The organism is Sinorhizobium fredii USDA 257 (genome assembly GCF_000265205.3).
Lineage (GTDB): Bacteria > Pseudomonadota > Alphaproteobacteria > Rhizobiales > Rhizobiaceae > Sinorhizobium > Sinorhizobium fredii_B.
In genome coordinates this window covers 5,904,273-5,927,520 of the sequence record NC_018000.1, presented here as the reverse complement: position 1 = coordinate 5,927,520, position 23,248 = coordinate 5,904,273, and the positions used below count along the sequence as shown (strand labels likewise).

At 62.8% G+C, this 23,248-nt stretch carries 24 protein-coding genes, 1 tRNA gene and 1 riboswitch; of the genes, 17 read left to right on the top strand and 8 right to left on the bottom strand.

Features of this window, described 5'->3' with window-relative positions; translation table 11 throughout:
• Nucleotide 1: 1 nt before the first annotated feature.
• Together USDA257_RS27860 and USDA257_RS27855 are read right to left on the bottom strand one after the other, a co-directional pair.
• Nucleotides 2-208, bottom strand: a complete 207-nt coding sequence (locus tag USDA257_RS27860; protein ID WP_014766322.1) for a DUF1737 domain-containing protein — start codon at nt 206-208, stop codon at nt 2-4.
• Nucleotides 205-1,110, bottom strand: a complete 906-nt coding sequence (locus USDA257_RS27855) for an HpcH/HpaI aldolase/citrate lyase family protein (protein ID WP_041415672.1) — start codon at nt 1,108-1,110, stop codon at nt 205-207. Before USDA257_RS27855 ends, USDA257_RS27860 begins: the two co-directional genes overlap by 4 nt.
• 100 nt (nt 1,111-1,210) lie before the next feature.
• On the opposite strand from USDA257_RS27855, the gene USDA257_RS27850 reads away from it, so the two are divergent.
• The 8 genes from USDA257_RS27850 (at nt 1,211) to USDA257_RS27815 (ending at nt 7,367) form a co-directional block, all read left to right on the top strand.
• Nucleotides 1,211-1,456, top strand: coding sequence for a hypothetical protein (locus USDA257_RS27850; RefSeq protein ID WP_041414755.1), 246 nt, complete (start codon nt 1,211-1,213; stop codon nt 1,454-1,456).
• 101 nt (nt 1,457-1,557) lie between these two features.
• Nucleotides 1,558-2,163, top strand: coding sequence for a 3-isopropylmalate dehydratase small subunit (leuD, locus tag USDA257_RS27845; protein WP_014766320.1), 606 nt, complete (start codon nt 1,558-1,560; stop codon nt 2,161-2,163).
• A gap of 6 nt (nt 2,164-2,169) precedes the next feature.
• Nucleotides 2,170-2,550 (top strand): RidA family protein, encoded by a 381-nt coding sequence (locus tag USDA257_RS27840; protein ID WP_041414753.1) that lies wholly within the window; start codon nt 2,170-2,172, stop codon nt 2,548-2,550.
• A 56-nt stretch (nt 2,551-2,606) separates the two neighbouring features.
• Entirely contained in the window at nt 2,607-3,446 is an 840-nt protein-coding gene (locus tag USDA257_RS27835; protein ID WP_041414751.1) for an AAA family ATPase, read from the top strand.
• Entirely contained in the window at nt 3,443-3,904 is a 462-nt protein-coding gene (locus USDA257_RS27830) for an NUDIX hydrolase (RefSeq protein ID WP_014766318.1), read from the top strand. The genes USDA257_RS27835 and USDA257_RS27830 overlap by 4 nt, the downstream gene beginning before the upstream one ends.
• Nucleotides 3,905-4,021: 117 nt before the next feature.
• Nucleotides 4,022-4,099, top strand: a riboswitch (SAM riboswitch).
• A 60-nt stretch (nt 4,100-4,159) separates the two neighbouring features.
• A complete protein-coding gene (gene metA / locus USDA257_RS27825; RefSeq protein WP_014766317.1) occupies nt 4,160-5,083 on the top strand; it encodes a homoserine O-acetyltransferase MetA in 924 nt (307 codons plus the stop codon).
• Complete coding sequence (locus tag USDA257_RS27820; RefSeq protein WP_014766316.1) at nt 5,083-6,267, top strand: vWA domain-containing protein; 1,185 nt, start codon at nt 5,083-5,085, stop codon at nt 6,265-6,267. The genes metA and USDA257_RS27820 overlap by 1 nt, the downstream gene beginning before the upstream one ends.
• Nucleotides 6,268-6,350: 83 nt before the next feature.
• Nucleotides 6,351-7,367, top strand: a complete 1,017-nt coding sequence (locus USDA257_RS27815) for an aldose epimerase family protein (protein ID WP_041414750.1) — start codon at nt 6,351-6,353, stop codon at nt 7,365-7,367.
• Nucleotides 7,368-7,631: 264 nt separating this feature from the next.
• On the opposite strand, the gene USDA257_RS27810 is transcribed toward USDA257_RS27815, so the two are convergent.
• Nucleotides 7,632-7,706, bottom strand: a tRNA-Gly gene (locus tag USDA257_RS27810).
• Nucleotides 7,707-7,956: 250 nt separating this feature from the next.
• On the opposite strand from USDA257_RS27810, the gene USDA257_RS27805 reads away from it, so the two are divergent.
• The 4 genes from USDA257_RS27805 (at nt 7,957) to USDA257_RS27790 (ending at nt 10,528) form a co-directional block, all read left to right on the top strand.
• Nucleotides 7,957-8,466 carry a prolyl-tRNA synthetase associated domain-containing protein gene (locus USDA257_RS27805; RefSeq protein ID WP_014766315.1) on the top strand — a complete coding sequence of 170 codons (510 nt, stop codon included), beginning with the start codon at nt 7,957-7,959 and terminating at the stop codon, nt 8,464-8,466.
• 58 nt (nt 8,467-8,524) lie between these two features.
• On the top strand, nt 8,525-9,505 hold the full coding sequence (gene trxA, locus USDA257_RS27800) for a thioredoxin (protein ID WP_014766314.1): 981 nt from the start codon (nt 8,525-8,527) through the stop codon (nt 9,503-9,505).
• A gap of 143 nt (nt 9,506-9,648) precedes the next feature.
• The gene (locus tag USDA257_RS27795; protein WP_014766313.1) at nt 9,649-10,329 is read left to right on the top strand and encodes an LON peptidase substrate-binding domain-containing protein; all 681 of its coding nucleotides are present in this window, start codon (nt 9,649-9,651) and stop codon (nt 10,327-10,329) included.
• A 10-nt stretch (nt 10,330-10,339) separates the two neighbouring features.
• Nucleotides 10,340-10,528: a Trm112 family protein gene (locus USDA257_RS27790; protein ID WP_012709672.1), complete on the top strand. Its 189-nt coding sequence runs from the start codon at nt 10,340-10,342 to the stop codon at nt 10,526-10,528.
• Between the two features lie 145 nt (nt 10,529-10,673).
• Here USDA257_RS27790 and USDA257_RS27785 read toward each other — a convergent pair whose 3' ends face one another.
• Complete coding sequence (locus USDA257_RS27785; RefSeq protein WP_014330104.1) at nt 10,674-11,108, bottom strand: metallopeptidase family protein; 435 nt, start codon at nt 11,106-11,108, stop codon at nt 10,674-10,676.
• Between the two features lie 170 nt (nt 11,109-11,278).
• Between USDA257_RS27785 and USDA257_RS38115 the strand changes: the two genes are divergently transcribed.
• The 5 genes from USDA257_RS38115 (at nt 11,279) to bfr (ending at nt 18,109) form a co-directional block, all read left to right on the top strand.
• The gene (locus USDA257_RS38115; RefSeq protein WP_223843383.1) at nt 11,279-12,232 is read left to right on the top strand and encodes an ImuA family protein; all 954 of its coding nucleotides are present in this window, start codon (nt 11,279-11,281) and stop codon (nt 12,230-12,232) included.
• A 40-nt stretch (nt 12,233-12,272) separates the two neighbouring features.
• Nucleotides 12,273-13,703: a DNA polymerase Y family protein gene (locus tag USDA257_RS27780; RefSeq protein WP_231698947.1), complete on the top strand. Its 1,431-nt coding sequence runs from the start codon at nt 12,273-12,275 to the stop codon at nt 13,701-13,703.
• The gene (locus USDA257_RS27775) at nt 13,700-17,053 is read left to right on the top strand and encodes an error-prone DNA polymerase (protein WP_014766311.1); all 3,354 of its coding nucleotides are present in this window, start codon (nt 13,700-13,702) and stop codon (nt 17,051-17,053) included. Before USDA257_RS27780 ends, USDA257_RS27775 begins: the two co-directional genes overlap by 4 nt.
• Nucleotides 17,054-17,346: 293 nt before the next feature.
• A complete protein-coding gene (locus USDA257_RS27770; protein WP_014766310.1) occupies nt 17,347-17,658 on the top strand; it encodes a (2Fe-2S)-binding protein in 312 nt (103 codons plus the stop codon).
• Nucleotides 17,624-18,109 (top strand): bacterioferritin, encoded by a 486-nt coding sequence (gene bfr, locus USDA257_RS27765; RefSeq protein WP_014766309.1) that lies wholly within the window; start codon nt 17,624-17,626, stop codon nt 18,107-18,109. The genes USDA257_RS27770 and bfr overlap by 35 nt, the downstream gene beginning before the upstream one ends.
• 130 nt (nt 18,110-18,239) lie before the next feature.
• On the opposite strand, the gene USDA257_RS27760 is transcribed toward bfr, so the two are convergent.
• From USDA257_RS27760 to USDA257_RS27745, 4 genes are all read right to left on the bottom strand, one after another.
• Complete coding sequence (locus USDA257_RS27760) at nt 18,240-18,770, bottom strand: RNA pyrophosphohydrolase (protein ID WP_014766308.1); 531 nt, start codon at nt 18,768-18,770, stop codon at nt 18,240-18,242.
• A gap of 55 nt (nt 18,771-18,825) precedes the next feature.
• A complete protein-coding gene (locus tag USDA257_RS27755; RefSeq protein ID WP_014766307.1) occupies nt 18,826-20,031 on the bottom strand; it encodes a divergent polysaccharide deacetylase family protein in 1,206 nt (401 codons plus the stop codon).
• A gap of 284 nt (nt 20,032-20,315) precedes the next feature.
• Nucleotides 20,316-21,638: a S41 family peptidase gene (locus USDA257_RS27750; RefSeq protein WP_014766306.1), complete on the bottom strand. Its 1,323-nt coding sequence runs from the start codon at nt 21,636-21,638 to the stop codon at nt 20,316-20,318.
• Nucleotides 21,628-23,061: a murein hydrolase activator EnvC family protein gene (locus USDA257_RS27745; RefSeq protein WP_041414746.1), complete on the bottom strand. Its 1,434-nt coding sequence runs from the start codon at nt 23,059-23,061 to the stop codon at nt 21,628-21,630. The genes USDA257_RS27750 and USDA257_RS27745 overlap by 11 nt, the downstream gene beginning before the upstream one ends.
• Between the last annotated feature and the right edge of the window lie 187 nt (nt 23,062-23,248).

The following is a 23,248-nucleotide window of genomic DNA, read 5'->3' as shown; positions in this document are numbered from 1 at the left end:
CCTATTGCTCCGACAGTTTCATCTCGGGACGATAATCCGTGCCTTCCACCTCTTTCACCACCGCCTGGCCGCACAGCATATGCTGTGTATCGGCGTTGAAGGCATAGGCCGGCGGGCCGTGCAGACTCCAACCCTGGTTCAGTGCCGCCGTCACCTTGTGGCAGAACGACGCGTCGTCGGGGCCGGTCAAAAATCGGTAGAGCTTCAAGATTTCGCCTTTCGTTTTTCGATGGTCTCCGCTTTCGCGGCGAGTTTCAGCGCCTGCTCGAGATGGAGGCGTTCGACCATGCGGCCGCCGAGATTGATCACGCCTTTGCCTGCATGTTCCGGCCGGGCAAAGGCGTCGATGATCGCGCGCGCCTCGTCAAGCGCCGCCTGGTCGATGCCGAAGCAGCGATTGGCCGCGTTGATCTGGGCGGGGTGGATCAGCATCTTGCCGTCATAGCCCATGTCGCGTCCCTGCCGGCATTCGGCCTCGAAGCCCTCCGCATCGCGAAAATCGTTGAAGACGGCGTCGATGGCGTCGAGGCCGCTGCCGCGGGCGGCGATGAGGACCTGCATCAGCCAGGGCACGAGATAGGTGCGACCGGCGAGTGCGGCAACGCCCGTCTCCTTGCGCAGATCGTTGAGGCCGACGACGAAGCAATCGAGGCGGCCGCCGAAGGTGCGGCCCGTCTCGGCGATCGCCGGCGCGTTGATGACGCCGCGCCCCGTCTCGATCATCGCCCAGAGCCGCAAGCTCTCCGGCGCGTCGTTTTCAGACAGCCATTCGAGGATGCCTTGAATGTCGGCGGGGCTTTCGACCTTGGGCAGGAGGATCGCATCGGGGCTCGCCGCGACCGCGGCGACGAGATCCGCTTCGCTGAAACCCGATTCCGCCACATTGATGCGGATGATCGCTTCGCCGCCGGGCCGGTTTTCCGACAGGTGGCGGACAAGAGCGTCGCGGGCCTCGGCCTTGCGCTCGGGTGCTACGGCGTCCTCGAGGTCGAAGATCACCGCATCCGCGGCAAGGTCCTTGACCTTGGCAAGCGCACGGGCATTGTCCGCCGGCACGCAAAGCACGGAGCGGCGGAGCCGCGCGGGATGATGATTGGTCGCTCGACTCATGGGATTGGTTGTGCCCGCCTTTCGTGCCTTGCGCAAGTCGATGGGCCCTCTTGCAAGCGGTGCCGCAAGCCACCACATGCGTTTTAGAAAGGTGACGAACATGCAAAGCATTCGCTCTGTTCTTTTCACGGCCGCAGCCATTGCCATCACGTTTGCGGCCTTCGTGCTGACCGCGTCGCTCGCCCTGGCGCTTGCCGGCATTGCCGCCGTCATTGCGATCGGCAGTGCGATCGCCGCACGGTTCAACGCGAAGCCGATGCCGGCACGTGCCCGCGCGGCCGCTGCCGGCCAGCAGCGCGAAATGCGGATCTGGAACGACGGGCGCGGCACGATCATCGATCTCTGAATCGAGCCGGGAAGGTCCGCAAACGCAGATTCCCCTTCATTTCGGCGCAAAACTGATCTAAACGCTCTCCCGACATTTCCGCTGAAATCGAAGGCTAGACCATGGACAAGTTCGTCAAGCTCACCGGCGTTGCTGCGCCCCTGCCCGTCGTCAACATCGACACGGACATGATCATCCCGAAGGATTACCTGAAGACGATCAAGCGCACCGGGCTCGGCACGGGACTTTTCGCCGAGGCCCGCTACAACGAGGACGGCACGCCAAATCCGGATTTCGTGCTCAACAAGCCGGCCTACCAGAACGCCAAGATCCTGGTTGCCGGCGACAATTTCGGGTGCGGCTCCTCGCGCGAGCATGCGCCGTGGGCGCTCCTCGATTTCGGCATCCGCTGCGTTATCTCCACCTCGTTCGCCGACATCTTCTACAACAACTGCTTCAAAAACGGCATCCTGCCGATCGTTGTCAGCCAGGCCGACCTCGACAAGCTGATGGACGACGCCAACCGGGGTTCCAACGCCGTGTTGTCGATCGATCTGGAAGCCCAGGAAATCACCGGCCCCGACGGCGGCTCGATCAAGTTCGAGATCGATGCCTTCAAGCGCCACTGCCTGTTGAACGGTCTCGACGACATCGGCCTGACGCTCGAAAAGGCGAGCGCCATCGACAGCTTCGAGAAGAAGAACGCCGCGTCGCATCCCTGGGCCTGAGCGCTGATGGCGCGCAAGCTCATCTCTTCCGGTTCCCCTTTCGAGAAGACGGCAGGCTATTCGCGTGCCGTCGCAAAGGGCGACTGGTGCTTCGTCTCCGGCACGACCGGCTACGACTACGCAACCATGACCATGCCGGAGACGGTCGAGGAACAGGCGCGCAACTGCCTGAAGACGATCGAAGCCGCCTTGAAAGAAGCCGGCTTCTCGCTCGCCGATGTGGTGCGCAACCACTATTACGTCACCGACGCCAGCTTCGCCGACCGGGTCTTCCCGATCTTCGGCGAGATCTTCGGCGAGAGCCGCCCGGCCGCGACGATGGTCGTCTGCGACCTGATCCGCCCGGAAATGCTGATCGAGATCGAGGTCACGGCGTTTCGCGGCTAAACGGGATCGGTCTTTGCCCGTATCGCACGTTCCTCCTAATCGAGAGCAGCAGCCCCATGCACTTCGAAGGCACCGCCGAGTATATCGCCGACAAGGACTTGATGGTCGCCGTCAATGCGGCGATCCGGGTGGAGCGGCCGCTGCTCGTCAAGGGCGAGCCCGGCACCGGCAAGACCGAGCTTGCCCGCCAGATCGCCGCAGCGCTCGGCCTCGAACTCATCGAGTGGAACGTCAAGTCGACGACCAAGGCACAGCAGGGACTCTACGAATACGATGCCGTCTCCCGGCTGCGCGACAGCCAGCTCGGCGACGCCCGCGTCAATGACGTCGGGAACTATATCCGCAAAGGCAAGCTCTGGCAGGCGTTCGAGGCGTCTGAGAAGGCAGTGCTCTTGATCGACGAGATCGACAAGGCGGACATTGAATTCCCGAACGACCTGCTTCAGGAGCTCGACCGGATGGAGTTCCACGTTTACGAAACGGGCGAGACCATCCGCGCCCGGCACCGACCGATCGTCATCATCACCTCGAACAACGAGAAGGAACTGCCGGACGCCTTCCTGCGCCGCTGCTTCTTCCACTATATCCGCTTTCCCGATGCCGAGACGCTCGCCCGCATTGTCGAGGTTCATTATCCTGGCATCCGCAAGACCCTGCTTTCGGCGGCGCTCACCGCTTTCTACGGCATCCGCGAGGTGCCGGGCCTGAAGAAGAAGCCCTCGACCTCCGAGGCGCTCGACTGGATCCGCCTGCTGGTCGCCGGCGAGATCGATCCGGCAGACTTGCGCGCCGATCCGAAATCGATGCTGCCGAAGCTGCACGGCGCGCTTCTGAAGAACGAGCAGGACGTCCATCTTTTCGAACGGCTGGCCTTCATGGCGCGCCGTGACGGATGAGGCCGGACGCTCACAAGGTGCTGATCTACGCCACCTGGCGAGATTCGCTGCTGGTCTTCGATCAACCGGATTTTCCCGAGGTCGACCTGCAGGTGCCGGGCGGCACGATGGAGCCGGGCGAGAGCCCGGAAGCGGCCGCCCGCCGGGAGTTCTTCGAAGAGACCGGGCTGGCACCGCGGGAACCATTCGCCCAACTCGCCACATTGGACTACCGCTTCGTGAAGAGCGGCAGCGAGATCTGGCACCGGCGGCTCTATTTCCACACGGCCCTCGTCGGCGAGCAGCGGCAAAGCTGGCTGCACGACGAAATGACGCCGGACAGCGGCGGTCCGCCGATCCGCTTTCGCTTCTTCTGGGTCAGCCAAAGCGATGCCAGCAGTCGATTGGGATATGGGATGAATGAAGCTCTGGCCTTGCTGCAAAAGCCAGCGGCAGTTGGCCCCTCTCCTCGGGTTTAACCCCGAGGACTAGCCCTCTCGCCGCAAGCGGGGCGAGGGGATGCGGGGCCGGATGAGGGGCCGCCGCAACATCCGCGAATCGTTTTTCATTGACCGCGCCGCCTCCGCCACGCTATCAAGCGATCCTGTGGTGATTTGGCCGGCCGGCTTGCAGCCACGTTAAAGAAATCGCTAAAGGGCCGAGGAACAACGGATTTCCGAGGACCGGTCGCGATCATCTCGCCGCCGGTTTTTTTGTATTGATCGAGTGGAACCATGCCCATCAAGATTCCGGATACGCTGCCCGCCTTCGAAACACTCGTCAACGAGGGCGTGCGGGTGATGACCGAGACCGCGGCGGTCCGCCAGGACATCCGCCCGCTGCAGATCGGGCTCTTGAACCTGATGCCCAACAAGATCAAGACGGAGATCCAGATCGCCCGGCTGATCGGCGCGACGCCGCTGCAGGTGGAGCTGACGCTGGTGCGCATCGGCGGCTACCGGCCGAAGAACACGCCCGAGGAACATCTGTTCGCCTTCTACGAGACCTGGGAGGAGGTGAAGGGCCGCAAGTTCGACGGCTTTATCATCACCGGCGCCCCGGTCGAGACGCTCGACTACGAAGAGGTCACCTATTGGGAGGAATTGAAGCGCATCTTGGACTGGACGACGACGCACGTGCATTCGACGCTGAACGTCTGTTGGGGCGCGATGGCGGCGATTTACCACTTCCACGGCGTGCCGAAGTATCCGCTCAAAGAAAAGGCCTTCGGCGTCTATCGCCACCAGAACCTCAAGCCTTCCTCCGTCTACCTGAACGGCTTTTCGGATGATTTCGCCGTCCCCGTGTCGCGCTGGACCGAGGTGCGCCGCGCCGACATCGATCGGGTGCCGAGCCTCGAGATCCTGATGGAATCGAAGGAGATGGGGGTTTGCCTGGTACACGAAAAGAAGGGCAACCGGCTCTACATGTTCAACCATGTCGAGTATGATTCGACCTCGCTGTCGGACGAATATTTCCGCGACGCGGATGCCGGCGTGCCGATCAAGCTGCCGCATGACTATTTCCCGCATAACGATTCGACTTTGCCGCCTCAGAACCGCTGGCGCAGCCATGCGCATCTGTTCTTCGGCAACTGGATCAACGAGATGTACCAGACGACATCCTACGAGCTCGAAAAGATCGGCACTGGAGAGTGATGTTCATCCCCTTCTTCCTCGAACTGAAGGCCGAGAAGGTCCCGGTAACGCTCCGGGAGTTTCTGTCGCTGATCGAGGGAATGGAGACGGGGATTGCCGCCTTCGACGTGGAGGCCTTCTATTTCCTGGCGCGCACGGCGCTCATCAAGGACGAGCGCTACATCGACCGCTTCGATCGGGTCTTCCGCCATCGCTTCGCAGGACTTGAGGCGGTTTCGCCGTTACAGGGTGTCGCCGAGGCGGAGATCCCCGAGGAATGGCTGAAGAAGCTCGCCGAGAAATATCTGAGCGAAGAGGAGAAGAAGCTCGTCGAGGCGCTCGGCGGCTTCGACAAGCTGATGGAGATGCTGCGCCAACGGCTTGCCGAGCAGGCCGGCCGTCACCAGGGCGGCTCGAAATGGATCGGTACGGCCGGCACCTCGCCCTTCGGCGCCTATGGCTACAATCCCGAGGGTGTCAGGATCGGTCAGGAGGGCTCGCGCCACCGCCGCGCCGTCAAGGTCTGGGATCGGCGGGAGTTCAAGGATTATGACGATACGGTCGAGCTCGGCACCCGCAACATCAAGGTCGCGTTGAAACGGCTCAGGCGCTGGGTGCGCCAGGGGGCGGCCGAGGAACTCGACCTTTCCGGCACGATCCGCTCGACCGCCGAGCACGGCTATCTCGACGTGGTGACCCGGCCGGAGCGGCGCAACGCCGTCAAGCTCCTGATGTTCTTCGATGTCGGCGGATCGATGGACGACCACATCCGCATCGTCGAGGAACTGTTCTCGGCGGCGCGCGCCGAGTTCCGCCACATGGACTATTTCTATTTCCACAATTGCGTCTATGAGGGCCTGTGGAAGGACAATCGCCGCCGCCGCGCCGACATCACCCGCACGGCGGAACTCCTGCGCACCTATGGCAGCGATTACCGCGCCATCTTCGTGGGCGACGCCGCTATGAGCCCTTACGAGATCAGCCATCCGGGCGGTTCGGTCGAGCACTGGAACGACGAGGCGGGGGCGCTTTGGCTCGAGCGCCTGACGACGCATTTCCCGCGTGCGATCTGGCTCAATCCGGTGCCGGAGGGTGACTGGCGCCACACCCATTCGACGGGCATGATCCGCGCGCTCTTTCACGGCCGCATGTTCCCGCTGACGCTTGCCGGCCTGCAGGCGGCGACGAAGGAATTGTCCCGCTGAATAGTCTGACTTTCCGGTTGCCGCACCGCCGGAAATGACGCAGTTTGTCGCCCGTTTGGACCGACGAAGCGAGGAGAGACAAGATGAGCGCTGACACGGAAATCTTCGGCCACCTGGCGTCGGGCGAACCGGTCCATCGGGTGACGCTCAAGGGCGGCGGGCTGACGGCGAAGGTGATCAGCTGGGGCTCGGTCATCCAGGACCTGCGGCTCGAGAGCCATGCGGCCCCGCTCGTGCTCGGCTTCGAGGATTTCGAAAGCTATCCAGCCCATTCCCCCTATTTCGGCGCCACGCCCGGCCGCAACGCCAACCGCATCGGCGACGGGCGCTTCGTGCTCGACGGCAAGGCCTACCAGCTCGAGCTCAACGAAAAGGGCGTCACGCATCTCCACGGCGGCAGCGACAATATCGGCAAGCGCAACTGGACGATCGTCGACGGGGCGGAAGACAGCGTGACGCTCAGGATCACCGATCCCGACGGTCGCGCCGGCTATCCCGGCGATTGCACCGTCACCTGCACCTATACGCTAAAGCCGGGCGGCACGTTGAACGTCCTCTACGAAACCGAGACGAACGCGCCGACGCTCGCCAATGTCTGCCAGCACAGCTATTTCAACCTCGACGGCGGCGCCGACGCGTTCGGCCATGACATCATGATCGCCGCCGACCACTATCTCCCGACGGACGAGCGGTTGATCCCGACCGGCGAGATCCGCCCGGTTGCCGGCACCGCCTTCGATCTCCGCGAGATGACCTCGCTGCGGCGGCAGCTGGAGGGCGAGAAGATCGCCTATGACCACAATTTCTGCCTCTCGCCGGAGCGCATGCAGAAGCGCTCCGTGGCGCTGGCGCGCAGCATCAATTCCGGCGTGTCGTTGGAGGTGCTGACCACCGAACCCGGCGTCCAGCTCTATACCGGCAGCAAGCTGAACGTACCCGTCCCCGGCCTCGAGGGCCGCCGCTACGGCCCCTTCGCCGGCTTCTGCCTCGAAACGCAAATCTGGCCGGATGCGGTGAACCGCGAAGGTTTCCCGAAGGCGGTGCTGAGGCCCGGCGAAGTGCTCCGGCAGGAGACGGACTACGTCTTCGTGAAGAGCTAATATCGTAGCTCTGCCTAGCCTGAAAGTTAGGGCGGAACGCAGGCAAGCGACTTTGGAGAGCGAGGCCCCTTGAGTCGTCTGTAGGGGAATTAGCGCGCGCTCCACTGGCAATGTTTACGAGGGTCAACGCCCTATGCGTTTGCGAGAATAGGTAACCGCGCGGTAACCACGTCCTCTTTCGCAGCTTCCAGCCGACGTGACTTCGCGCGCGCCAGAAAAACACAAAAGCCCCGGAAAACCGAGGCTTTGAAGGTCTTGGAAGAATGGAGCGGGTGAAGCGATTCGAACGCTCGACCCCAACCTTGGCAAGGTTGTGCTCTACCCCTGAGCTACACCCGCTCATCAAACCCAGGTCCGGGGTAGTCTGTGGACCGTGGGTTGCCGCCCCGTCTTGCGGCGACCGGCGCTATATGGCCTAAGCATTTTTCAAATGCAACAGGGAAATAGCGTCGAAGGCAAGAAATTTTTCGGGCTAATCCCAAAAGCTCCTGCCGTGATCCCGGTCATTCGCCGTCGCCCTTGAGATTGCGCAAGCCGTCCCTTCCTCGTAAAGCAGGGGGAAATCTCGGGTGGCAGAAGGATCAAGAGCATGAGCGAGGCACAGCCGAAGACCGCGGAAGACCTGTTCCGCTTTCTCGACGAACTCGGAATCGAACACCGGACGAAGCGGCATGCGCCGGTCTTCACCGTGGCCGAATCGGTGGCGCTACGCGACGAAATTCCCGGCGGACATACAAAAAACCTGTTCCTGAAGGACAAAAAAGACAATTATTTCCTGCTGATCGTCGAGGAGAATGCGACGGTGGATCTGAAGACCATTCATCAGACCATCGGTGCGGCAAGCAAGGTCTCCTTCGGCAAGCCGGAGAAGCTGATGGAATATCTGGGCGTGATCCCCGGCGCCGTGACTGCCCTCGGGGCGATCAACGACACGTCGGGCAAGGTGAAGTTCATTCTCGACGAGGGGCTGATGGAATTCGACACGATCAACTGCCACCCGCTCTCGAACGACCAGACGACCTCGATCGCCGCCAAGGATATGCTGCGCTTCATGGAGGCAACCGGACACGAACCGCTTGTCTTGAAAGTGACGGCCTGACATACGATCTTTGGCGCGGAAACCATGAAGTCGGGCGACAAGCCCGCGAGGAGAGAAAATGGGCGGTAGCGACAATCCCTATGCAGGTTCCTTCGGCAACCAGATGACGGCCTCGGCGTCGTTCGGCGAGCAGCCGGCACCGAATGCCGCCGCCGCGGCCGGCGACCTGATCAAGGAGACGACGACCGCCAGCTTCGCGCGCGACGTGCTCGAGGCCTCGCGCCAGCAGCCGGTACTGGTCGATTTCTGGGCGCCCTGGTGCGGACCCTGCAAACAGCTGACGCCGATCATCGAGAAGGTGGTCAAGGAAGCAGCCGGCCGTGTGAAGCTCGTCAAGATGAACATCGACGACCATCCTTCGATCGCCGGCCAACTCGGCATCCAGTCGATCCCGGCGGTCATCGCCTTCGTCGGCGGGCGTCCGGTCGATGGCTTCATGGGCGCGATCCCCGAGAGCCAGATCAAGCAGTTCATCGACCGCATTGCCGGCCCGACCGTCGACGATTCCAAGGCCGAGGTCGAAGCGGTGCTTGCCGACGCCAAGGCGCTGCTCGAAGCGGGCGACGCCCAGAACGCCGCCGGCCTTTACGGTGCCGTGCTGCAGGCGGAGCCGGAAAATACCGATGCAATCGCCGGCATGGTCGAATGCATGATCGCGCTCGGCCAGCTTGCCGAGGCGCGCCAGGCGCTTTCGCAATTGCCGGAGGAACTCGGCAAGGCCGCTTCCATCAGCGCCGTTTCGAAGAAGCTCGACCAGATCGAAGAGGCCCGCAAACTCGGCGATCCGGTTCAGCTGGAGCATCAGCTGGCACTTAACCCCGACGATCACGCGGCGCGGCTGAAGCTTGCCAAGATCCGCAATGTCGAAGGCGACAGGACCGGTGCGGCCGACCATCTCTTGCTGATCATGAAGCGCGATCGCAGCTTTGAGGACGACGCCGCCCGGCGCGAACTCCTGTCCTTCTTCGAAGTCTGGGGGCCGAAGGATCCGGCGACGATTGCCGCCCGCCGCAAGCTTTCCGCGCTTCTCTTCTCCTGACCGGTTGGCGTCAGCAAGCGGACCTGCTTTTTGCGTCGCCGATCGCAGCTTTCTTCTTGAGATTTTCGAGGGATGCACCATCTCTTGAGCGTGCGGCCCACGCTCTGCGACGGGGACGCCGTGATCTTCAGGGGCATTCGGAAATGCATGTCGGAAATGCGCGCTATCTCAGTCCGAAGGATCTGCCGGAGATAATTCCGGTCTTCCCCCTGACGGGCGCGCTGCTGCTTCCGGGTGCACAGCTTCCACTCAATATCTTCGAACCGCGCTACCTCGCAATGTTCGACGACGCGCTCTCCGGTGACCGGCTGATCGGCATCGTCCAACCCTCCTTTGCCGAAGGTCGCAGCGACATCGATTCCTCGCCGGTGCCGGCCCTATGCCAGGTCGGCTGCATCGGCCGCATCACCTCCTTCGCCGAGACCGGCGACGGCCGCTATATCACGTCGCTCACCGGCGTCTGCCGCTACAGGCTCTTTTCCGAAATTTCCGGCGTGCGCGGCTATCGGCGTTTCCGCATCGGCCCCTTTGCGGCCGATCTCGAGGGGCCCGACGACGAAGCCCTCGTCGATCGCGAGGCGCTGCTCGCCGCCTTCCGCGCCTATCTCGACGCCAACAAGCTGGAAGCGGACTGGGAAAGCGTCGAACGGGCCAGCAACCGTACGCTCGTCAATTCGATGGCGATGATGTCGCCCTATGGGCCGGCGGAGAAACAGGCGCTGCTGGAAGCGCCCGATCTCAGGACGCGCGCCGAAACGCTGATCGCGATCACCGAGATCGTGCTCGCCCGCAATTTCGGCGATTTCGACAACATTCTGCAGTGAAGACGAAGCCATGGACGCAAATGCCAGCAGGGTCGATCCGAAACTCCTCGAACTGCTCGTCTGCCCGCTGACGAAGGGGCGGCTGCGCTACGATGCCGAGGCCCATGAGCTGGTCTCGGAAAAGGCGCGGCTTGCCTATCCGATTCGCGACGGCGTGCCGATCATGCTGGTCTCGGAGGCGCGCAAGATCGAGGATTAGCGCGGAAATTCTGCCCCTAACCCCTCGCCCCGAGGGAGGTGACTTCGGAGCGGGCAACGGGTTTCCTTCGCTCCGCTCGCGGGGGAGAAGGTGGCCGGCAGGCCGGATGAGGGGCAAATTTGTGATCGGAAAAGCTGCTGCTAGGCTACCCGCCGACGTGCTCGACGCTGGCCTCGATCCGTTCCATGTCGTCGTCGGAAAGACCGAAATGGTGGCCGATCTCGTGGATCAGCACATGGGTGATGATGTCGCCCAGGGTCTCCTCGTTCTCCGCCCAGTAGTCGAGGATCGGACGGCGGTAGAGCGTGATCCGGTTCGGGAACTGGCCGGTCTCCATGGTAAAGCGTTCACCGATGCCGCGGCCTTCGAACAGGCCGAGAAGGTCGAAAGGCGTCTCGAGCGCCATGTCTTCGAAGACGTCGTCGCTTGGAAAATCGGCAACTTCGATGATGAGGTCCGTCGTCAGCTTGCGGAATTCTTGCGGCAGGTGGCTAAAGGCTTCAAACGCAAGCTGTTCGAATGTGGTAAGCGTCGGTGCGTGGCGTTCCCGCCAATCCTCGGTCTGGTCAATGCGGGCCATAGGCACTCCTTATTGCCCCTCATATAGCGATTTCTCGTTTGTTTTTCGAGTGTTGAATTCTGTTCGAGCAGGGATGAGGAATAAATTCTTATCCTTTGCTGTTGACTCTTCCCCCAGGCTCTGGAATCCATAAGAACATAACATGAACATTTGATGGGAGGTTGACCGTCATGGCCGAGAACGCCGTGCAACGGCAAACCATTCTTTCCCTTCGTGACACCATATCACGGATTGAAAATTGCAACTTGCCTGGAATTGTGCGGACCGCCAAGGCGGCCGATGCCGCCGGCTTTCGGCGCGGCAGGGAAGGAACCTTGCATCGCAAGGTCCTGCCGCTCGGGATTGCGCCGCTCGACGATGTCCTCAAGGGCGGGCTGCCGCTCGAAGGCCTGATGGAAATCCGCAATGCCGAAACCCGCGATGCGGGCGCGGCCGCCGGCTTCGTGGCGGCGCTTGCGGTGCTTTATCAACGGGAAAGGAAGGAGAAAGGCCATCTCGCCCCGGTGCTCTGGATCAGCCAGGCGCTTGCTTCCCGCGAGGCGGGGCAGCTCTATGCGCCCGGCCTCAAGTCCTACGGGCTCGACCCGGAGCGCTTCCTCTTCGTCTCAGTGCGCACCGTCAAGGATGCGCTGTGGGTTACCGAAACAGCACTTTCGGTGCCGGTCTTCGCCGCGGTCATTCTGGAAATCCGCGGCAATCCCGCCAGCCTCGCCTTGAGCGAGAGCCGGCGCCTGCATGTCCGGGCCCGGGCCGGCGGCGTGCCTCTCCTTCTCCTCCGCCAGGCGGGCGAGGAGGAGGCGAGCAGCGCCTTCTTCCGGTTCCAGATCAAGCCGGCGCCGGCCGGCGAACGTCCTCTCCCCGATGGTTCGGTGCTTTGCGGCAGCTTCGATCATCCCGCCTTTCACCTCCATGTCGAAAAAAGCAGGGCTTACGGCTCTGCCGGCATTTTTCTGGAATGGAACGCCCATGACCGCCGCTTCTACCCCCTCGACGAGCGCCGGAGCGCCGCTCTTCAAGCCCACGGACAGCCAGAGAATCCTGTCGATCCACTTTCCGCATCTGCCGGCCGATCGCATCGCACGCAGCCGCTGGGGCGCCTCCTGGCTTTCGCGCGGGCGTCCTGATCATCCGCCGGTGGCTTTTGCCGCCAAGGTCGACAATGCCATGCGCCTCGTCGCGCTCGACACGCTTGCCGAGTGCATCGGCCTGAAGCGCGGCCAGGGGGCTGCGGAGGCTCGCGCCATGTGTCCGGCGCTCGACGTGATCGCCGCCGATCCGGCGGCGGACCAGGCCTTCCTGGAAGGGCTTGCCGATTGGTGCGACCGCTATACGCCGCTCGTCGCGCTCGATGGAAAGGACGGCCTGTTCCTCGATATCACCGGCTGTGCTCATCTGCATGGCGGCGAGAAGGGGCTCGTCAGCGACGTCTTGTCCCGGCTTTTTTCGCTCGGCGTCGAAGCGCGGGCGACCGTCTCCTCCGCTGCTGGCCTTTCCTGGGCGGTTGCCCGCTATGGCAGTGCCGACGTCATCGAACCGGGAGAGGCCGACCGGGTTCTTGCCCCTTTGCCGGTCGCTGCGCTGCGCCTGCCGGCGGAAACCGCCGCCGCGCTCGAACGGGTCGGGCTGAAGCAGATCGGCGATCTTCTCGAAGCGCCGCGCGCGCCGCTCGCCCGCCGCTTCGGCTCCCTTCTTCTCCTCAAGCTCGACCAGGCGAGAGGCGAGGCGGACGAACCTTTATCGCCCCGCCTGCCGGTGCCGAGCTTTTCCGCCGAGCGCCGGCTCGCCGAGCCGCTTATGGACGAGGAATACATTCTCGAACTGGCACGGCACCTTGCCAAGGACGTCCGCGCCTCGCTGGAGCGGCATGGCGAAGGCGGGCGGCTGTTCGAACTCCTCCTGTTTCGCGTCGATGGACGGGTGTTCCGCGTCCGGGCGCATGCGGCCATCCCGTTGAATGATGCCGATCGCATTGCGGCGCTCTTTCGCGAACGGCTGCAGGCGCTTCATGACGATCTCGATGCCGGATATGGTTTCGAAATCCTGAGGCTCGCGGTTTTGCGCAGCGAAAGGCTCGATCCGGCACAGCAGGATTTTTCCGGCGTGCCCGAGGAAAGCCAGCCGCTTGCCGCCTTCATCGACAAGGTTTCCGCCCGTTTCGGTCCCGATTGCCTGATGCAGGCGAGCCTGGCCGAAAGCCACCTGCCGGAACGGGCGGGCGGGTTTGCCGCCGTTCGGGATGTGGCGGCGGTGATGGGGTCCCCTGCCTCTGACGACAAGTTTTTTGCAGGCCGGCCTTTTCCTGAAAACCGCCCGCTTCGGATTTTCAGCTATCCCGAACTGGTGGAGGCGACGGCCGAGGTTCCGGACGGCGCCCCGCGCAGCTTCAACTGGCGCAAGACCCAGTATCGCGTCGCCCGCGCCGAGGGTCCGGAGCGGATCGCCGCCGAATGGTGGATCGACGGCGAGGGGCATCCGACCCGCGACTATTTCCGGGTCGAGGATCAGCAGGGCCGCCGCTTCTGGCTGTTCCGCGAAGGCCTCTACGGAAGGGAAGTCGCCGCGGCCCGATGGTTCATGCACGGAGTGTTCGCATGAGCGAGGAGCCGATCTTCTACGAGCTTGGGGCGCGCACGAATTTCTCCTTCCTCGAGGGGGCGGCGCCGGCCGAGGAGATGATCGTCTTTGCCAGGAAGGCCGGGCTTTCGGGTCTCGGCATCGCCGATCGCAACAGCGTGGCCGGTGTCGTCCGTGCCCATGGCAAGGCGAAAGTGGAGGGTTACCCTTTCCAGCCGGGGGCCCGCCTGGTTTTTGCCGACGGCACGCCGGATATTCTCGCCTATCCCCGAAACAGGTCGGGTTGGGGGCATCTTTGCCGTCTGCTCAGCACCGGCAATCTGCGCTCGAAGAAGGGCGATTGCACGCTTTATCTCGCCGATCTCCTCGAATGGCAGGAGGAGCTTCTCCTGATCGTCATGCCGGGCGAGGGTCGGCCGCAGCCGGAAGCCATGCGCACGCTTCTCGAAAAATTGCAGGAGCATGTAGGCAACCGGCTCTATCTTGGTCTGGCGCCCCGTTATGACGGTTTCGACCGGCATGACTTCGCCGTCCTCGCCGCAGTCGCCAGGAGCCTGGATGTCCGGCTTCTGGCCACCAATGACGCGCTCTATCACGATCCGCATTACAGGCCGCTTGCGGATGTCGTAACCGCCATTCGCGAACATGTGACGATCGCCAGCGCCGGCTTCCTCCTCCAGAAGAACGCCGAAAGGCACCTGAAGGGCCCGAAGGAGATGGCACGGCTTTTCCGCGACTATCCCGAAGCGATCGCCAATGCTGGCAAATTCTTCAAGCGGCTTTCCTTCAGCCTCGACGAACTCAGCCACCAATATCCGGACGAAAACGCCGAAGGCGAGACGCCGGCTGAAAGCTTGCGAAGGCTGGTCGCGAAAGGCGCGCTGGAGCGTTACCCGACGGGCGTGCCGGAAAAGGTCCAGCGGCAGATCGAGTACGAACTCGAACTCATTCACGACAAGAAATACGAGCCCTATTTCCTGACCGTGCACAAGCTGGTGAAATTTGCCCGCAGCGTGAACATTCTCTGTCAGGGGCGGGGGTCTGCGGCCAATTCCTCGGTCTGTTTCTGTCTCGGCATCACCGATGTCGATCCGCAGAAGTTCACGCTGCTGTTCGACCGCTTCCTGTCGCGCGACCGCGACGAGCCGCCCGATATCGATGTCGACTTCGAGCACGAGCGGCGCGAGGAGGTCATCCAATATATCTACCGGACCTATGGCAAGGAGCATGCCGGGCTCACCGCCGCGGTGATCAGCTATCGCTCGCGTTCGGCCGGGCGCGAGGTCGCCAAGGCCTTTGGCCTGTCGGAGGATGTGCAATCCGCTCTCGTCAGTTCGATCTGGGGCTGGGGAACTTCGCCCTTCACCGAAGATCAGGCCAAGGGGGCGGGCCTCGACGTGGCGGATCCGCTCACCAGACGCGTTCTTGCCTATGCCAGCCTTCTCATGAATTTCCCGCGGCATCTCTCCCAGCATGTCGGCGGCTTCGTCATCACCCGCGACAGGCTCGACGAGGTCGTGCCGATCATGAACACGGCCATGCCCGACCGCTACATGATCGAATGGGACAAGGACGATCTCGACCAGTTGAAGATCCTCAAGGTCGATGTGCTGGCGCTCGGCATGCTGACCTGCCTCGCCAGGGCCTTCAAGTTCCTGGAGGCCCATTACGGTGAACGAAAAACGCTCGCCGAACTCTACCAGGATCAGCGAGAAGCCGTTTACGACATGATCTGCCGCGCCGATACGGTGGGGGTGTTCCAGATCGAAAGCCGGGCGCAGATGAGCATGCTGCCGCGCCTACGCCCACGCGAAATGTACGATCTGGTGATCGAGGTCGCGATCGTCCGGCCCGGCCCCATCCAGGGCAACATGGTGCATCCCTATCTGAAGCGGCGCGAGGCGCAGCGCCGGGGAGAGGCGGTCGACTATCCGAGTCCGGAATTGAAGGCGGTGCTGGAAAGGACGCTGGGCGTGCCGCTGTTCCAGGAACAGGCGATGCAGATCGCCATCACCGCTGCAGGCTTCTCGCCCAGCGAAGCCGATCGCCTGCGCCGCGCCATGGCGACCTTCAAGAGGACCGGCACGATCCATACTTTCGAACGGAAGATGATCGATGGCATGGTCAGGAACGGCTATGACAGGGAGTTCGCCGAACGTTGCTTCAACCAGATCAAGGGCTTCGGCGAATATGGCTTTCCCGAGAGCCATGCCGCCTCCTTCGCCTCCCTCGTCTATGCCTCCTCCTGGTTCAAAGCCTACTACCCGGATGTCTTCTGCGCCGCGCTGCTGAATTCGCAGCCGATGGGCTTCTATGCGCCCGCCCAGCTCGTGCGCGATGCCCGCGAACACGGGGTCAGGATGCTGCCGGTCGACGTCAACCACTCGGACTGGGATGCCCTGCTCGAAGGCGATGGGATGTTCCACAAGGAGGCGATCGATCCGCGTCATGCCGATATGCGGGATGTCATCCAATCAAGGAAGGCGGTGCGGCTGGGGTTTCGGCTGGTCAAGGGGGTGCGGCAACCGGATATGGAGGCGCTCGTGGCGCGTCGCGGCGAGGGATATGGTTCCGTCCACGATCTCTGGATCCGTTCCGGCCTGTCCCGGGCCGTGCTGGAGCGCCTGGCGGATGCGGATGCCTTCCGCTCCATCGGACTCGATCGGCGAAGAGCACTCTGGGCGGTGAAGGCGCTCAACGAGCAGTCGGCGGTCGAGCGCCTGCCGCTTTTCGACCGAGCGGGCTCGGCGGACTTGCAGGTCGAACCGGCGGTCGCCCTGCCGGCCATGCCCGCGGGCGAGCATGTCATCCATGACTATCGGTACCTGACGCTTTCCCTGAAGGCGCATCCGGTTTCCTTCATGCGGGAGGATTTCGCGCGCATGGGCATCCTTTCCAGCCGTGACCTTGCAAGGACCCCGGCCGGAAGACGGGTGACGGTGGCAGGCCTCGTGCTCGTCCGCCAGCGGCCGGGCTCCGCCAACGGCGTCATCTTCATGACGATCGAGGACGAAACCGGTGTCGCCAACATCATCGTCTGGGAAAAGACGTTCCAGACATACCGGCGGCAGGTCATGGGATCGCGGCTCGTGAAGGTGCGCGGCCGCTTACAGAGCGAAAGCGGCGTCATCCATGTGGTCGCCGAGTATATGGAAGACATGACGCCGATGCTCGGTCTCCTGCGCAACGAGGCCAGGCGTTTCGGAGCCAATGATCGGGCCGATGAGGCGCTGCGGCCGACTGCGGATGCCCGCGACAAGAAGGCACTCCGGCAAATGCGTCTGGCCCCGCCTGCGCACGAGGGGCCGAAAGCTTCGGAGGCGGGGAGCGAGGTGGCCGAGGTCATGCCGAAGGGACGCAATTTCCATTGAGCCTCCCGTCAACTACCGACGATCGTTGCATCGTCGATTCACCCACAACTTTTGCCTCCGGAATTGCCTGTGTAAAAATGTCGCAGGCTGCCCTACATATAATTTGCAAGCCATGGGAGAAAAATCCTCGCCTTAGAATCGCCTAATCTAATGAAAACGCGAACTTTTTTCTCAAGATTAGAACCGCTCTAATATGCTTCGCAACTTTATGGAGAGGAGTTTTTTGTTGACGGCAAATATCCTCTTTTGCTTTATCGCAAAATCAGGATGTTGCGTGTGACAGGCAAGGCGAAATGTTGGTTTGCAGCTGCAATTTCATCACCGAAGAAGAGATCGAGGATACGATCATCGGCCTCCTCGATGAGGACTGTTGGCAGCTGATCGTGCCGGCGAAAGTCTATCACGCGATGGAAAAGCGCGGCCGCTGCTGCGGCTGTTTTCCCAATGTCGTCGACATCATCATCCGTACCACCGAGCAATATCACGCCCGTCGCGACTCGACGGATGCCGAGTTATTTGATTTCATGACCCGCCTAAAACAATTCCACGAAGAAAACCGGAGGGCGGATCTTGAAAGGCGACGCAAAGGTCATCGAGCAGCTTAACGAAGCGCTCTTTCTCGAACTCGGTGCCGTAAACCAGTACTGGGTGCATTACCGCCTTCTCGAAGACTGGGGCCACACGCTGCTCGCCAAGAAGGAGCGTGAGGAATCCATCGAGGAAATGCACCACGCCGATAAACTCATCGCACGCATCATCTTCCTCGAAGGCCATCCGAACCTGCAGACGGTCGCACCGTTGCGCATCGGTCAGAATGTCAAGGAAGTGCTCAAGGCCGATCTCGCCGGCGAATACGACGCCCGCACGGCCTACAAGAATTCCCGCGATGTCTGTCACGCGGCTGGCGACTATGTCTCGATGAAGCTCTTCGAGGAACTGCTCGCAGACGAGGAGGGCCATATCGACTTCCTCGAGTCGCAGCTCCAGCTGCTCGACACGATTGGCGAGGAGAAATACGGGCAGCTCAACGCCGCCCCGGCCAACGAAGCCGAGTAATATCGGCTCGATCTCAACGGAGCGCCGCGCGTTGCGAACGCGCGGCACTTTTTTTCACCGATGAAAAGGCGGGTTGCGTTTTCTGGTTCCACCTGCGGGGAGATGGCCCGGCAGCGGAATGCGGGATGACTTACCTACCCGCCAGATGCGCGAAGGCCGCGACGACCTCCTCATAGGCCTTGCGCTTGAACGGCACGATCAGGTTCGGCAGCTCGCGCATCGGCTTCCATTCCCAGGCGTCGAATTCGGGATCATGGCCATCCGGCGGCGGGTCGATGGCGATCTCGCTTTCGTCACCCTCGAAACGGAAGGCGTACCAGCGCTGTGTCTGGCCGCGATACTTGCCCTTGAGGCCAATGCCGATCAGGTGCTCCGGCAGGTCGTAGTTGATCCAGCCGGGCGCCTCGGCAAGCAGCGAAACGCTGCGCATGCCGGTTTCCTCGTAGAGTTCGCGATAGGCGGCTTCGAGCGGATCCTCGCCCTTGTCGATGCCGCCCTGCGGCATCTGCCAGAGCTCCGGCGAGCCGTCATATTCCGAATTGCCGACGGCGAGCCGATGCCCGGCCCAGACAAGCCCCTCGTGATTGAGGACCATGACGCCGACGCACGGCCGATAAGGAAGGTCCTCTGCCCTCAAAACCTTGTCCTTGTCTTTACCCATCTCGCCATTCCCTGCATGGTTGCTGCCGGCTGTTCAGCCCGTTCGCGTGCTTAGATCAGTTTTGTTGCGGATCGTTGACGAGGGCCGAAATGCCGACGAATTCGATGCCGCGCCCGCCGGCCTCTTCCATCCATTCGGCGATCGTCGCCACGCTTTCGTCGAAGGCGGAGGCCACACCGATCGCCTTGCCGTTGCGCCGTGCGACGCGTTCGAGCTCGTCGAGTTTGCGCAGGATCGCGTTGCGGCTGAGTTCGCCGTCGAGGACCAGATCAGCGAAGCCGTGCGGCACCCCGAAGGCGCCGGAGAGCGTTCCGGACAACGATTGCGCCGAGGTGCCGTCGTCGAGAAACAGCAGACCGCGCTTGCCGAGGTCGCGCATCACCGGCTCGAGTGCATCCGTGTCGGAGAGAAACCGGCCGCCGAGATAGTTCATGACGCCGGTATAATTGGTGATCTGGCTCATGCTGCGGTGCAACTCGGCGAGGTTTTTCGTGGCGCTGCGGGAAATGAGAAGCGCATGCGGCCCCGGGTCGTTGTCCGGATAGTCGAAGGGCTCCATCGGGATTTGCAGGAGGATCTCGTGGCCGTCGCGCCGCGCATCCTGCATCCAACGTTGCAGGCTGTTGCCGCCAGCGGCGAAGGCGAGCGTCACGTCCGGCGACAAGTCGCGGATCGCGCGCTGGGTTCCCGTCTGGCTGAGGCCGAGACCACCGACGACCAAGCCGATGCGCGTGCCGCGGGCGCCGGACCAGGGGCGGGCATACTGATCCATCGGCCTCAATCCGTCCGGACCGACGATCGGCAACCGGCCTTGAGGCGTATCTTCGATGAGATCGTCGTTCGGAAGCGCCGCCAGGCGAGGATCCTGACCGCGCATCGGGCCGGCAGTGATCAGCGCCGGGCCGTCGCCGTCGCGCGACCTCGGCGTGAATTTTGTAACCGTCGCGCCGTCATCCGTCAGGATTTCCTCGACATGGGCTCCCGAATGAGCCCCTCTCGGCCGAAGCGAGCGAACTGCGCCCTCGGGTTTGGCGGAAGGCGCGGCTTGCCCGGCGGACGCCAAAGTCGTGTCAGCGCTTGTGGTCGGGTCGGCCGTTTGGAGCAGGCGATCGGGCGCGAAAGCCGCCCAGCCGGAGAGCCCAGCGACGGCAAGCGTGAAGATGCCGAGAAACCCATAGCCGACCATGCGGCGCGGGTCGGGCTTGCGCACTGGCCTCTTCTTCGGGCCGTGGCCAAGGGGGGCATTGAGATCAGTTCCCAAACGGAGCCTCGACCTTAGAGCATTTCCGCTTTTCTTCGAATCGCAAAAACGCTCTATCTTTTGTTTTCACGCCATTCCGGACGGAAAACGGTTACGCACTTTTCCTGGAATTGCTCTAGGAAAATTGCGGTGAGGAATGCGCCCGCACGCGAAGAATCATCGGCAGTCGGCTACATCGGCGATGAATAATATAAAGGCGCCGGGTTGAACAGCCCGGCGCCTTTGTCTCATTCGCTTCGATCGGCCGCGTGGCTCCCTGGATCAGGCCAATGAGCCACCCAGCCTCACTTCTTGAGCTCGGCCTGTTCCGGATTGGCCGGGAAGGTCGGATCCGTCTTCTTGCCGCGCAACAGGTCGAACGCGTAGTTGAGCTGAATGTCGTCCTTGGTTTCCGGCGGCACGTAAGCCACGGAGCCGGAGCCTTCGTCCGTCTCGTTCTGCCCCGGGATATGGCCGCGCAGATCGGATTCGCCCTGCGCTTCCACCTTGCCCAGCAGTTCCGGCGGCAGCGGCTGTTCGACCTTGATGTCCGGGGTAATACCGGTCCCCTGGATCGATTTGCCGGACGGCGTGTAGTAGAGCGCCGTCGTCAGGCGCAGCGCGCCGGCGTCGCCGAGCGGAATGATCGTCTGAACCGAGCCCTTGCCGAAGGAACGTGTGCCCAGCACGGTGGCACGCTTCATATCCTGGAGCGCGCCTGCGACGATCTCCGATGCCGAAGCCGAGCCGCCGTTGACGAGCACGATGACGGGCTTGCCGTCCGCGAGATCCCCCGGCGTAGCGTTGAAGCGGCGCGTCTCGTCCGGGTTGCGGCCGCGGGTCGAAACGACCTCGCCGCGCTCCATGAAGGCGTCCGAAACATTGATCGCCTGATCGAGCAGGCCGCCCGGATTGAGGCGCAGGTCAAGCACATAGCCCTTGAGCTTGTCCGCCGGCACTTCCGCCTGGATCTTCTCGATGCCCTTCTTCAGATCGTCGAAGGTCTTCTCGGTGAAGGAGATCACCCGAAGATAGCCGACATCGCCTTCGACGCGGACCTTGACCGCACGCACGGCGATCACGTCACGAACGATCGTCAGTTCGATCGGCTTTTCCGCGCCCTTGCGCAGGATGGTGAGCTTGATCGGCGTGCCGACGGCACCGCGCATCTTCTCGACCGCTTCCTCGAGCTTCAGGCCGCGGACGTCCTGCCCGTCGATCTTCGAGATCAGATCGCCGGCCAGCACGCCGGCGCGGGCGGCAGGGGTTTCGTCGATCGGGCTCGTCACCTTGACGAGATCCTCTTCCATCGTCACCTCGATGCCGAGGCCGCCGAACTCGCCGCGCGTCTGGGTGCGCATATCCTCGGCATCGGCCGAGTTCATGTAGCTCGAATGCGGGTCGAGGGAGGAGAGCATGCCATTGATGGCATTCTCGATGAGCTTGTCGTCCTGCGGCGGCGTGACGTATTGCGCGCGCACACGCTCGAACACATCGCCAAAAATCGCCAGCTCGCGGTAAGTGGACGAATTGGCCGCCACGGCCGGGATCGTTGCCGAATAGACGACGCCCATCGCCGTCGCTCCCATCAGCGCCCCGACCAGAACAAGTGAAGCTCTACGTATCATTTCGCGCCTTTCCAACTTCTGCTGCGGTCCACCACGGTCGGGAATCAACCGGCTTTCCGTCTTTTCGGAATTCAATGTAAATCGTCGGCCTGTCCGTTTCCAGCGTCAAGGCCGCCGCACTCGCCACTCTTTTTGCACCCATCGTCGCGAGCGGCTCGCCTGCCACGACGAATTGCCCCGGGCGGACGCTCACATTCTCCATTCCGGCCAGCACGATGTGGTAGCCGTCGCCGGGATTGAGAATGATCATCTGCCCATAGCTGCGGAAGCTGCCGGCATAGACGACCCAGCCGTCCGCCGGCGTGGTCACCAGCGCGCCTGCATTGGTTTCCAGCATGATCCCCTGCAGCGAGTGCCCGGTGCCGTCCGCGTCGCCGAATTGCCGCAGGATCGAGCCTGCGACCGGATAGCTGAGCCTCTGGTGCAATTCCGAAAACACGTATGCGGGCGCAATGCGGTTTTTGTCGGGCACCGCGCTCTTGGCCAACTCCCGTGCCGCCTGACGCTCGGCCTCGTTCATCCGCAGCCGTTCTTCCTCCTGCGCGCGGGCGGCCTCAGCGGCCTCGCGCACCGAGGAGATCTCGTTTTCGAGCGAGGAGATCAGCCCCTCGAGATTGGTCGCCTGCGAGGCGAGTTCGTCAGCCTTGCGCTGTTCGGAGGCCAGTTCCGCCGCGTTCCGCTGTCGCAGCTTTTCCTTCTCGGCGACGAGCATCGACATGCGCCGTTCTTCCTCGAGAACGGCCGTCATCGCCGCCGTCAGATCGTCCCTCTGTCTGGCAATGCCGGCGCGGATGTCGGCAAGCGCCTCGAGGTCGGCGACGAGGCTGTCGGTCTGCTCGCGGATTTCCGGAACGACGGCGCCGAGCAGGATTGCGCTGCGAACGGAACCAAGCGCATCTTCCGGCGTCACCAGGATCGCCGGCGGCGGGTTGCGGCCCATGCGCTGCAGCGCAGCGAGCACTTCGGCGAGCACGCCGCGCCGGGCTCTCAGCGAACGCTTGACCACGTCCTCCTTGGCACGCAGTTCGTTGAGCTGTATCTCCCCCTCGGCAATCTGCCGTTCGAGTTCCTGGCGCTTCGCAGCCGAGTCGACGATCGCGGAACGCAGTGCCGTATTGCTCTTGTCGATCTCGGCAATCGTCTGCTCGAGAGCCGTGGCGCGGTCGCGCGAAAGACCGATCGTCTTCGACAGCGCGTCGAGCTCGCTGCGCGTGCTGTCGCGTCTTAAGGTCAGGTCGGCCGCGGGATCGGGCGGCCCCTGTTGCGCGGCGGTCGGGCCTGGAGCCACGTCTCTCGCGGCCTCCTGCGCAAGCGCCGGCCCGTACATGGACAGAAGAACGGCGGCGATCGCCGCGTGCCGGCCGATCTGCCTCGCGGCAGATCTCAACCGGGCGACGTCGGCTCTGTTCCTGGCGCTCGTCATCCTGTCTCGTGGGCTAGCAGTTAAATCAGGGAACCCTAATCCGATTTGTCGGAGGCCACCAATACATATTCTTGTTATTGCGGTGAAGCGCATCGACCAGACCCTTCCCCATAAGGGGGAGGGGCTATCTCGTTCGCTGCGACCGCCTACCATTTTCCATCCACCGCTTATCCCGGAAACATTCGAA

What these genes read in the sequence shown, in the direction of transcription:
- USDA257_RS27855 (WP_041415672.1), bottom strand. Translation starts at nt 1,110, where the DNA reads ATGAGTCGAGCGACCAATCATCATCCCGCGCGGCTCCGCCGCTCCGTG.
- USDA257_RS27850 (WP_041414755.1), top strand. Translation starts at nt 1,211, where the DNA reads ATGCAAAGCATTCGCTCTGTTCTTTTCACGGCCGCAGCCATTGCCATC.
- leuD (WP_014766320.1), top strand. Translation starts at nt 1,558, where the DNA reads ATGGACAAGTTCGTCAAGCTCACCGGCGTTGCTGCGCCCCTGCCCGTC.
- USDA257_RS27840 (WP_041414753.1), top strand. Translation starts at nt 2,170, where the DNA reads ATGGCGCGCAAGCTCATCTCTTCCGGTTCCCCTTTCGAGAAGACGGCA.
- USDA257_RS27835 (WP_041414751.1), top strand. Translation starts at nt 2,607, where the DNA reads ATGCACTTCGAAGGCACCGCCGAGTATATCGCCGACAAGGACTTGATG.
- USDA257_RS27830 (WP_014766318.1), top strand. Translation starts at nt 3,443, where the DNA reads ATGAGGCCGGACGCTCACAAGGTGCTGATCTACGCCACCTGGCGAGAT.
- metA (WP_014766317.1), top strand. Translation starts at nt 4,160, where the DNA reads ATGCCCATCAAGATTCCGGATACGCTGCCCGCCTTCGAAACACTCGTC.
- USDA257_RS27820 (WP_014766316.1), top strand. Translation starts at nt 5,083, where the DNA reads ATGTTCATCCCCTTCTTCCTCGAACTGAAGGCCGAGAAGGTCCCGGTA.
- USDA257_RS27815 (WP_041414750.1), top strand. Translation starts at nt 6,351, where the DNA reads ATGAGCGCTGACACGGAAATCTTCGGCCACCTGGCGTCGGGCGAACCG.
- USDA257_RS27805 (WP_014766315.1), top strand. Translation starts at nt 7,957, where the DNA reads ATGAGCGAGGCACAGCCGAAGACCGCGGAAGACCTGTTCCGCTTTCTC.
- trxA (WP_014766314.1), top strand. Translation starts at nt 8,525, where the DNA reads ATGGGCGGTAGCGACAATCCCTATGCAGGTTCCTTCGGCAACCAGATG.
- USDA257_RS27795 (WP_014766313.1), top strand. Translation starts at nt 9,649, where the DNA reads ATGCATGTCGGAAATGCGCGCTATCTCAGTCCGAAGGATCTGCCGGAG.
- USDA257_RS27790 (WP_012709672.1), top strand. Translation starts at nt 10,340, where the DNA reads ATGGACGCAAATGCCAGCAGGGTCGATCCGAAACTCCTCGAACTGCTC.
- USDA257_RS27785 (WP_014330104.1), bottom strand. Translation starts at nt 11,108, where the DNA reads ATGGCCCGCATTGACCAGACCGAGGATTGGCGGGAACGCCACGCACCG.
- USDA257_RS38115 (WP_223843383.1), top strand. Translation starts at nt 11,279, where the DNA reads ATGGCCGAGAACGCCGTGCAACGGCAAACCATTCTTTCCCTTCGTGAC.
- USDA257_RS27780 (WP_231698947.1), top strand. Translation starts at nt 12,273, where the DNA reads ATGCGCCTCGTCGCGCTCGACACGCTTGCCGAGTGCATCGGCCTGAAG.
- USDA257_RS27775 (WP_014766311.1), top strand. Translation starts at nt 13,700, where the DNA reads ATGAGCGAGGAGCCGATCTTCTACGAGCTTGGGGCGCGCACGAATTTC.
- USDA257_RS27770 (WP_014766310.1), top strand. Translation starts at nt 17,347, where the DNA reads ATGTTGGTTTGCAGCTGCAATTTCATCACCGAAGAAGAGATCGAGGAT.
- USDA257_RS27760 (WP_014766308.1), bottom strand. Translation starts at nt 18,770, where the DNA reads ATGGGTAAAGACAAGGACAAGGTTTTGAGGGCAGAGGACCTTCCTTAT.
- USDA257_RS27750 (WP_014766306.1), bottom strand. Translation starts at nt 21,638, where the DNA reads ATGATACGTAGAGCTTCACTTGTTCTGGTCGGGGCGCTGATGGGAGCG.
- USDA257_RS27745 (WP_041414746.1), bottom strand. Translation starts at nt 23,061, where the DNA reads ATGACGAGCGCCAGGAACAGAGCCGACGTCGCCCGGTTGAGATCTGCC.